Consider the following 9,315-nt stretch of genomic DNA (forward strand, 5'->3'; position numbering starts at 1 on the left):
AAAAAAGAAAATTTTTTTTAAAAACTTTGTACAAGAATATACCTAGTAGAAATAAATTTAGCATAGTATCAAGTTCATCTTGTAAAAATCTTAAAAAATAGATATCTTGTCATAAAAAAATGGAAACAATTAAAACAATGCATAAGGCTGATATTTAAAAAATTTACAAAAAAGTTATAAATTTTGCGCCCAAACGTATCTTTGGGCGAAAATGTTCTTTACTTTTATAACGCAAATACTATCTGTTGATTGTCGTTTTGTTTATTCCAAAAACTCTGGAAATTTCTTTTTGATTGTTACCTGCTTTGATAAAACTTATGACCTTTTCTCTTAAATCTATACTATATAGACTCATTAATATTATCTATCTTTTTAGAAAAAACATACCATGTATCGTATTGCAACTCAACTGTTTTTACTATATACTTATTGAAATCTCTCAAGAATCTCGCTCACGAGATCAAAATTTTAATTATGATTTTACTGTTGATTCCCCCCCTAAAAACCGTGTATTGTATATTTATGCGAATGTTTGTTGTGAATTAACTAAATTAAAATCTACCCAGTAACGCAACGTTATTGGGAATAGATGTAAAAACAAAAGGATATATAAATGAAATCTTCAAAATTACAAGCTTCTGAATTTTCAGCATTAATTAAGGAGTATATTTTTTCTCAAAAAAATTCTGCGTTTACCACGACTGATGCTCAAATTGGATTTGTATTAAGCGTAGGCGACGGGGTTGCAACTGTTTGGGGACTTGATCATGTGCAAGCTGGAGAAAAAGTAGAGTTCAGTGACGGAACTCAAGGAATGGCCATGAACCTGAACGAAGATACGGTGGGCGTGGTAATTTTTGGAGATTCTAAAAATATTCAACAAGGGGACGTCGTTAAGCGCACAGAACGCTTAATGCAAACTGCTGTAGGTCCAGAATTGTTGGGACGAGTCGTTGACGGATTGGGAGAGCCTATCGATGGAAAAGGACCTTTTAAAAATCCGGAATACAGCTTGATCGAACGGCCAGCTCCTTCTGTTATCGCTCGTCAAAGCGTTTTTGAGCCTTTGGCTACAGGGATCAAAGTTATAGATGCTTTAATTCCTATTGGAAAAGGGCAAAGGGAATTGATTATAGGAGACCGTCAAATCGGAAAAACTACGATCGCCATTGACACCATTTTGAATCAAAAACATTTTAATGATGCCAATCCAAATTCTCCCGTTATTTGTGTGTATGTGGCGATTGGACAAAAGTGTTCTACGGTAGCTCAGATTGTCAAAACTCTTGAAGAGCATGATGCACTAAAATATAGTATTATTTTGTGCGCAAATGCTTCACAGTCAGCCTCTTTGCAATTTTTGGCCCCATATACGGGGTGTGCTATGGCAGAATATTTTAGAGACAGAGGTCAGCACGCGCTTATCGTTTACGACGATTTGGTGAAACATGCTGTAGCCTATAGAGAAATGGCACTATTGTTACGAAGACCGCCAGGGCGCGAGGCGTATCCAGGAGATATATTTTATTTACATTCTCGATTATTAGAGAGAGCTGCAAAATTAAATGATGATTTGGGGGGCGGTTCTTTGACAGCTTTACCCATTGTGGAAACTCAAGGTGGGGATGTTTCCGCTTATATTCCAACAAACATTATTTCTATTACTGATGGACAGCTGGTTTTAGAAACAGATTTGTTTTATAAAGGCTTGCGTCCAGCAATTAATATCGGGCTTTCCGTAAGTCGTGTAGGTTCGGCAGCTCAAACTAAAGCTATAAAAAAAGTATCAGGTGCTGTAAAATTGGAGGTTGCGCAATATAAAGAGTTAGAAGCTTTTTCGCAATTTGCTTCAGATCTTGATGGTGCAACTCGGCACACGTTAGAACGAGGACAGAGAGTAGTGGAGACTTTAAAGCAACCTCAAAATTCTCCTTGCTCTCTTGCACAAGAAGTCGTAAGTCTGTATGCGGTGACCCAAGGGCATTTAGATGATATTCCTGTGACTCACGTATCTGAATTTTTAGCTTTTTTTTGGGAAATTTTGAATGAAAGTTATGTTGCATGGATTCAAGAAATAGATGATAGTGGTGATTTTTCTGAAACCGCAAGTGTTGCGATCACGCAATGTATTCAAAAATGTAAGGAAAATTTTGTTCCAGTATGATTACGTTAAAAGAATTGCGCAGTAAGCGCAAAAGTGTTGCAGGAATTGAGCAGTTGACGAAGGCGCTCAAGATGGTCTCTCAAACAAAACTTTTAAAGGCTCAACATCAGTGGCGCCGAGCTCAAAAAGAGCTTGATTCTATGGTGCGTCGTTTAGAACATTTACGCTATTTTGATTTTTTGGATCAAACTTCTTTGGAAAAAAAAGAGAAACCCATCATAACTGATTCGAAAGAAACAGTTTTAGACCCAAAACATTTGGTTGTATTGGCATCAGATCGGGGATTTTGTGGAGGGTTTAACGGAAAAATTCAAAAAGCCTTTTTAGAGTGCATGTTGCAAATGCAAACCTTAAAACGCGTTACTATTGTTGGAAAAAAAATAACGCTTTGGGGCCAAAAAGAAGCTTTAAGATATCCACATGTTCAATTTGAATTCTTACACAGTATACAAAATTTCGCTCAAAAAGACGCTGCTCACTGGTTGGAAAATATCTATAAAGCATCTGATAACGAAGATTTACAAGGGTGCTATGTGTTGTATATGCATTATGTTAATGCTATTTCTCAGCACGTTGTGTGGGGTTCATTAGGAAACTTCTCTCCAGATCATAAAAAAAAATTTGAAGAAGAGGAATCTTTTTTCTTTATGGAAAAAAGTGTGGGAGAATATTTTAATCAAACACTTCCCCTACTGTTACCAGATCATTCTACGTTATTAAAATCTTGGGAAAAAATGTGTACCTGCAAGCATTTTTTGTCTTTGATTCAAGAACATTTAGTCAGTGAGCATAGTGCGCGTATGATGGCTATGGAGCAAGCGGGTGACAACGCAAGTCAACTTCTTTCATCTTTACAAAAACAGTACAATTATTTAAGACAAAATCAAATTACGAAAGAGCTTGTAGAAATTACTGCCGCACTTCAATCTGTGGAATGAAGCGTTGTGTTTCATTGATTTATCAGCAAAAATCTATAACAATTTTTTAAGAATTCGATAGATAATCAAGAAAAAAAGGAATAATTAGGAGCGTTTATAATACTCCTAATCTGCTCACGCATCTTTTGAAATTCAGATCTCTTTTGTTTCTTGTTTAGAACGCGCACGTTATTTTGATATATAGTAAATTAAGTTGAGGTTTGTGAATACGTAAAGTACGATACTCAGTTAATCGAAGTTAGAGATGTTCGGATATATGATCTTAAAATTTTGTTCTAGAAACAAGACTTGACTGAATTTACTATAAATAAAAACCGCTCCTACTTACATTTTAAAATTTTCCAAAAATTCTTATTGTTGAATCTTCTATTTTAAGTGTTTTTTAAATTTTTATCCCTATTAGGAAACTCTAAAATCGTGTAAATAACATTATTTTTTTGATTTTTTTCTGCACCTACTTTATACTAATACCGCTTTATTAGAATTTTTTTTGATTTTGAGCGACCTGCATTCCGTCTTCAAAGGGTATACGGTAATAGAAAAGTCTCACCGTCCTTTTGAAATTATTGCACCATTTGAACCTGCTGGACATCAGCCTCAAGCAATTCATGCTCTTGTGCAAAACGTATTAGAAGACAAAAAAAATCAAGTACTTCTAGGTGTAACAGGATCTGGAAAAACTTTTACTATGGCTCATGTGATTTCAAAACTTCAACGCCCTACATTAATTTTAGCTCCGAACAAAACCTTAGCAGCACAGTTATACGGAGAGATGAAGTGTTTTTTTCCAAAAAACTCCGTTGAATATTTTGTTTCTTACTACGATTATTATCAACCAGAAGCGTATGTCCCTTCTAGCGGAACGTATATTGAAAAAGAATCTTCTATTAACGAGCAAATAGAGCGCATGCGTCATAGTGCTACGCGTGCTTTACTCGAAAAAAGAGATGTTATTGTTGTAGCAAGCGTTTCGTGTATTTACGGGTTGGGAGCTGTCGAATCTTACCAAGGAATGTCTATTGAGCTAAAAACAGGACAACGCATTCCTCAATCTGACCTTTTAAAACAGCTAGTTAAGATGCATTACAAACGAAACGATGTAGGATTTAAAAGAGGTATGTTTCGCGTTACAGGAGATCGTGTTGATATTTTTCCTTCCCATTACGAAGATCATGCCTGGAGTTTATCTTTTTTTGATGAAGAATTAGAAAATATCTACGAAATACATGCATTAACCGGAAATCGTGTCACAAAATTAGAAAAAATTTTAGTTTTCCCCAATAGTCACTATGTAGCTCCCGGCCCTACAATCTTTCAGGCAATTCAAGGAATCAAAGAAGAGTTAGCTCAACGTTTAAGGGAATTTAACGATACTTCTCGTTTAGTAGAGGCTCAACGATTAAAAGAGCGTGTAACCTTTGATTTAGAAAGCCTTGTTCATACGGGAACTTGCGCAGGAATTGAAAATTATTCTCGGTACTTAACCGGGCGTCCTGCGGGATCTCCTCCGCCTACGTTATTTGAGTATCTTCCCGAGGACGCCTTGTTTATCGTGGACGAAAGTCACGTCAGCGTACCTCAAATTCGGGCAATGTCTGCAGGAGACGGGGTTCGAAAAAGAACTTTAGCAGAATACGGATTTCGACTTCCTTCTTGCGCTGACAATCGACCGTTACATTTTGATGAATGGGACCGTATGCGTCCTTGCAGTATTTTTGTTTCTGCTACTCCGGCAGCTTGGGAAATTACTCAAGCACAAGGGGAAGTCGTTGAACAATTAGTTCGTCCCACAGGATTGTTGGATCCTGTGTGTTATGTACGCCCCACTCACAATCAAATTGATGATTTAATGAATGCCCTCAGAGAAGTGAAAAAAGATGAAGGAAGAGCCTTAGTGACGACACTTACAAAAAAAATGGCAGAAGATTTATGTGCTTATTTAGAGCAAGCGCGCTTTAATGTGCGCTATATGCACTCAGATGTAGACACTTTGGAAAGAATTCATATTTTACAAGATTTGCGCAAAGGTGTGTTTGATATTTTAATTGGTATAAATTTATTAAGGGAAGGATTAGATATTCCAGAATGTCAGTTAGTTGCTATTTTAGATGCAGATAAACAAGGGTATCTTCGCTCGAAGACGGCGCTTATTCAAACCATGGGAAGAGCAGCTAGAAATTTAAAAGGACGCGTTTTATTGTACGCGGACACGATGACGGTATCTTTAAGAGAGGCACTTGACGAAACAAATCGCAGAAGAACTTTGCAAGATCAGTTTAATAAAGAGCACGGAATCGTTCCTAAAGCAGCGTTTTCTCTAGCCAAAACAATTTTAGAAGAAGATACTCGAACCCCAAAGGCAACAGATCGAAAGTTAGAACGTTTTGCTCAATACACAGATTCCATAGAGACCTTAAAAATGGAGATGATAAAAGCAGCAGAGTCCTTAGATTTCGAAAAAGCTGCAAAGCTTCGAGATTGGATCATACAGTTAGAAAAAAAGTAATCATTTTTTTTAGAAATGCATTGAAGGTTTTTATCCATAATTTGCTTTTTCAAAACAATAGTTTCTTTTTTTCTTAGCAGGATAAGAAGCATTGCATTATGAAAAATAAATAGATAAAATTTTATCTAATTACATGAAGAGTGCTTGCTGTGTTTTCTGTCATTCGTTTACTCGAACCTCAGCTCATTAACAGAATTGCTGCTGGAGAAGTTATAGAGCGCCCTACTTCCGTTATCAAAGAATTGATTGAAAACTCTTTGGACGCTAAGGCAACCGAAATTCATGTCACGGTTCGAGGTGGAGGACAAACTTTGATACGTATTCAAGATAACGGCTGCGGAATGATCAAAGAAGACTTGAAGCTTTCTGTTCAACGTCACACAACATCCAAACTTTCTCACGCAGATTTGTGGAATATTCACACTTTTGGTTTTCGTGGAGAAGCGCTAGCTTCCATTACCTCAGTTTCAAAAGCGCTACTTTCTAGTAAAACATTGAATCAGCCTCACGGATGGAGCCTATACATAGAAGGAGGAGAGCAGCAAGACTTTAAGCCGGTCGCGTGTGACGTGGGAACATGTATTGAGATTCGTGATCTCTTTTTTGCAACACCTGCTCGATTAAAATTTTTAAGATCTCCAGCTCAAGAGCATATTCAGATCACCAATTGTTTAGAGCGTTTTTTACTTTTAAATCCTCATGTTACTTTTTCCTTGCGTCTTGATGAAAAACACAAAGTATTTGACGCAGCATCCCTAGAAGGGCGCATCAAACAACTACTCAATCTACAAGCAGCAGAAGGATTTTGGTTGGAAACTCAAATTCATGATGTAAAGGTTACTGGATGGGCCGCTCTACCGGGAGCGCATCGAAGAAATGCAGATAGGATTTTTTTGTATACTAACCAGCGCCCGATTGAAGATCGAATGTTAGTTCAAAGCATGAGAATAGCTTACCAAGACTTAATTCCAAAAGATAGGTATCCTTGTGTGATTGCGTTTTTAAGCATTCCTTATTCAGATGTGGATGTGAATGTGCATCCTGCAAAAACACAAGTACGCTTTAAAGCTCCACAGGAAATTCGCTCTGTTCTTATTACGGCTTTACGAAAGTCTTTAATCCAGTATGGTCAAAAAAGCGTTAGTATTACACCAAAAATGGATTCGTATCCTTCTTTTGACAAAAAAGTTTCTCTTAATTTTGAGACAAAACAAGATACCGAATCCTTATATAAAGAAGCATCTGAAAAAAGTATTGCTTTCTCACAAAACCCACCTTCTGTTATGGATTCTTTTTCTTTAAAAGAATCCGATTTTTTTAAGCAAAAAACAAAAACCTCTGATAAATTTCAAACTCCCTACCTTTTGGGACTAGAAGCATCTGAAAATTTTTTTACAAAATCTTCGTTTTCTCTTAAAGAAAACATTTCCCCATCTTTATTGATAGAAGACTGCTCTACTACAGACAGTTCACCGCTTGTAAAAATAGATTTAGGACGTCCAATTTGTCAAATTCAGAATAGATATATCGTCTCAGTGAGTACTCAAGGGCTAGTGATTATTGACCCTCATGGCGCGCATGAGCGTATTCTTTATGAAGAAATGAAACGTCAGTGGAAATCGTTTGATGTGCAATTTTTAATTCCGCCTTTAGTACTTTCGTTAACTGAAGCAGAAAAAATTACTGTGGAAATGCATCGCGCTGCTTTAGCAGAGGTGGGCTTCCCCGTAGAGCAGCAAGATGAAACGTTCGTATTAAAAGGAATTCCTGCTGTACTTCATACTCATCCAGCTTCAGAGCTTTGGGATTCAGTTTTGCAACGTCTTTCTGAAGAATTACTATGTTCAGCACAAGAAATTCATCAAGAATTGCTTCATCATGTTTTAGCGTATTGGGCATGCAGAAAAAGTGTTTTTTTAGGAGATCGATTATCTTTAGAAGAGATGGATGGGTTATTAAGAGCTATGGAAAAAACTCCAAATTCTGCCCAATGCAATCATGGGCGCAAAGTATATTGTGTCTTTTCCGTAGATCAAATTTCTACCTGGTTTGATCGTAACCCTTAACAAAATAAAATTCTCTAAAAATTACAATTTTACTTTTTTTTCTAAATCTGGCTCAGTTAAGCCTTGTGTTTCAAGATTCGATGAGGCTTGACGTGATTGAATTTCTTCTAATTTTCCGTAAAAAGTCTCTCTCATCCACTTTGCAAATTCTTTTTTGTTTCCATCTAAATTCGCAGTCAATTTACTCCACAAATCCAAAAATTCCTTGTTTAAATTAATAATCGAGACTTTGTCTATATTAGAAAAAGCTCTGTACATAGAAAGTCTTTCTTTTTTTGGTAGCACGATTTTATCAATAAAATCAAATATTTCTTTTTGAATATTTTCAATTTCTTTGTTTGTTTCTAAGCTTAAATGCTGAGAAAAACCATCTATTCTACGTTTCTTTTGAGCAGACACCATCTCTAAAAACGGATAAATCTCTTTATAAATTGACGAAAAATCTTTTCCAGGAAATAATTGGATTTTTATTTTCTCAAGATATTGTTTAGCGTTTGGATCTTGCTCTTTTTCTAGCATCGTTTCTATTTTTTGCTTTAAGGTTTTATATTTTTCTATCACGGTTTGCTCTGATTTTAGATCACGTAACAGTATTCTAAAATCATATAAATTCTCTTGTATTTCTTTTTGATATTTTTTATTTTCCTCTCCAGACATGAATGACCCTTCTATTATTGAAACAATATAATCTTTCAAAACATTTTGAATAATTTTTTTTGATGGCAACGAAAAAAGATCGCTCAATGCTAAGAAATTTTCTCCTTGAATCCAATCCGTTATAGTTCGAGCGTTATTGCTTTCGAATTTTTTTCCTTCTTCTATGTATTTTTGGTGGCTTTTCTCAAATTCTTCGTCTTCTTTTTCTTTAATTTTTCGAAATTCATCCATTTTTTTTGAAACATTTTTTATAATTTCTTGCAATGTTTGGTCTTTTGAATTCAAAACATCCACAGGTTCTAGCATGGATAGGCGAAGAATTTTAAGATTGTCCTTTTGACGTTCAATAGGAAAAATTTTTGATAATTCATGAATTCCTGAGGGAAATCCGTTTTCATAGTATTTTTTGGCTCTTAATACAAAATCAGATATTTCAGATGTTTTTTTAATATCGTTTTTGTATTCAGATAAAATTTCTGAAGCTTCTTCTAAAACTTTTTTTAAGTTATTTTTTTTATCCAGATAAGCGTCTATAATGTCATTTTCATCGTAAGTTCCCTTATAAAACCTGATAATCATGTTCGGCACAGAAAAAATTTCCGGCTCTTTCGATTGAATTTCTAGTAATTCCTCTAGAGTTGGGTATCCATTAGAATTGATATATTCAACAAATTGAAGTGAGGCGTTAAGAAAATTTGGATCATTATCAAAGGCAGAGCCACTTTTAATCATTTCCTCATAATGTTTTGCCGTATCAGATGAAATTACACAATCTTTAAGTATTTTTCGTCCGAGAGGATCTTGTTCAAATTTTTCTAAATTTTCTTTACTAAATCTTTCTGTCTGATTTTGAAACTCTCCAAAAATCGTCAACGCAGACTTTTTCCTCAAAAATCCATCCATTCTATCCCAAAACACTTCCGTTTTAGGGCTATTCCTAAATAGCTCAGCCAAAGCTTTAGAATATTCAGAGTATCCAACGCT

At 35.5% G+C, this 9,315-nt stretch carries 6 protein-coding genes; 4 read left to right on the forward strand and 2 right to left on the reverse strand.

The features are described 5' to 3' along the window. Nucleotides 1-238 precede the first annotated feature (238 nt). A complete protein-coding gene (locus tag P618_RS09310) occupies nucleotides 239-355 on the reverse strand; it encodes an IS630 transposase-related protein (RefSeq protein ID WP_075260896.1) in 117 nt (38 codons plus the stop codon). A 258-nt stretch (nucleotides 356-613) separates the two neighbouring features. On the opposite strand from P618_RS09310, the gene atpA reads away from it, so the two are divergent. The 4 genes from atpA (at nucleotide 614) to mutL (ending at nucleotide 7,674) form a co-directional block, all read left to right on the forward strand. Continuing rightward, a complete protein-coding gene (gene atpA, locus P618_RS03325) occupies nucleotides 614-2,164 on the forward strand; it encodes a F0F1 ATP synthase subunit alpha (RefSeq protein WP_021827343.1) in 1,551 nt (516 codons plus the stop codon). After that, on the forward strand, nucleotides 2,161-3,102 hold the full coding sequence (locus tag P618_RS03330; protein WP_021827342.1) for a F0F1 ATP synthase subunit gamma: 942 nt from the start codon (nucleotides 2,161-2,163) through the stop codon (nucleotides 3,100-3,102). The genes atpA and P618_RS03330 overlap by 4 nt, the downstream gene beginning before the upstream one ends. A gap of 496 nt (nucleotides 3,103-3,598) precedes the next feature. Beyond that, on the forward strand, nucleotides 3,599-5,608 hold the full coding sequence (gene uvrB, locus P618_RS03335) for an excinuclease ABC subunit UvrB (protein ID WP_024161151.1): 2,010 nt from the start codon (nucleotides 3,599-3,601) through the stop codon (nucleotides 5,606-5,608). Nucleotides 5,609-5,757: 149 nt separating this feature from the next. Beyond that, on the forward strand, nucleotides 5,758-7,674 hold the full coding sequence (gene mutL / locus P618_RS03340; RefSeq protein WP_024161152.1) for a DNA mismatch repair endonuclease MutL: 1,917 nt from the start codon (nucleotides 5,758-5,760) through the stop codon (nucleotides 7,672-7,674). A 21-nt stretch (nucleotides 7,675-7,695) separates the two neighbouring features. Here the strand turns inward: mutL and P618_RS08215 are convergent. Next, the coding region (locus tag P618_RS08215) for a hypothetical protein (RefSeq protein ID WP_040458389.1) at nucleotides 7,696-9,315 on the reverse strand (1,620 nt) is incomplete at its 5' end.

Origin of the sequence: Holospora obtusa F1 (assembly GCF_000469665.2) — a bacterium.
GTDB classification, from domain to species: domain Bacteria; phylum Pseudomonadota; class Alphaproteobacteria; order Holosporales; family Holosporaceae; genus Holospora; species Holospora obtusa.